The sequence below is a fragment of the Dietzia natronolimnaea genome (assembly GCF_002289575.1).
In the GTDB taxonomy this organism is placed as follows: Bacteria; Actinomycetota; Actinomycetes; order Mycobacteriales; family Mycobacteriaceae; genus Dietzia; species Dietzia natronolimnaea_A.
In genome coordinates, this window is record NZ_NTGA01000126.1 from 1 (window position 1) to 422 (window position 422).

Annotated in this window: 1 protein-coding gene; it reads left to right on the plus strand. The window is 67.5% G+C overall.

Going from position 1 to position 422, the window contains the following annotated elements; all coding sequences use genetic code 11:
* The first annotated feature begins 105 nt into the window (after positions 1-105).
* Positions 106-387, plus strand: a complete 282-nt coding sequence (locus tag CEY15_RS17965) for a DUF6262 family protein (protein ID WP_007632371.1) — start codon at positions 106-108, stop codon at positions 385-387.
* The last annotated feature ends 35 nt before the right edge of the window (positions 388-422 follow it).

Here is a 422-nt window from a genome sequence, read left to right on the forward strand (position 1 = left end):
TGCCCGCGACGCCGAAAGCCGAGGGTGGATCGACGAAGCCGACCGCCACCACAAGCTCCTGAACCGCCTCGATGCGCTCATCGCCGACACGGAAGCGGCCGCAGGATGACCGCCCGCGGCAAGATCAACCTCGTCGAACGCGCCTGCACAGACCTGGCCCGCGAAGGCCAACCGATCACGGTCGTCGCCATCGCAGCCGCCACCGGACTGAGCCGCTCGACGATCTATCGCAGCACTGAACTGCGCACCATCGTCGAGCACCACAAGCACCCCGAAACTCCGATGGCCTCGCTCACAGATGAACTCGCGACCCTGCGAACCGCGGTCAACTGCCTCGCAGAGCAAGTGCGCCGCCACGACGAGCAACTCCGCCGCATGCGCCGCTGACCGCGTTATCCGGCCAACGGCCCATCAGGCCCCCG

Bases quoted from the DNA above. Each gene is read 5' to 3' on its own strand.
- CEY15_RS17965 (WP_007632371.1), top strand. From the start codon at position 106: ATGACCGCCCGCGGCAAGATCAACCTCGTCGAACGCGCCTGCACAGAC.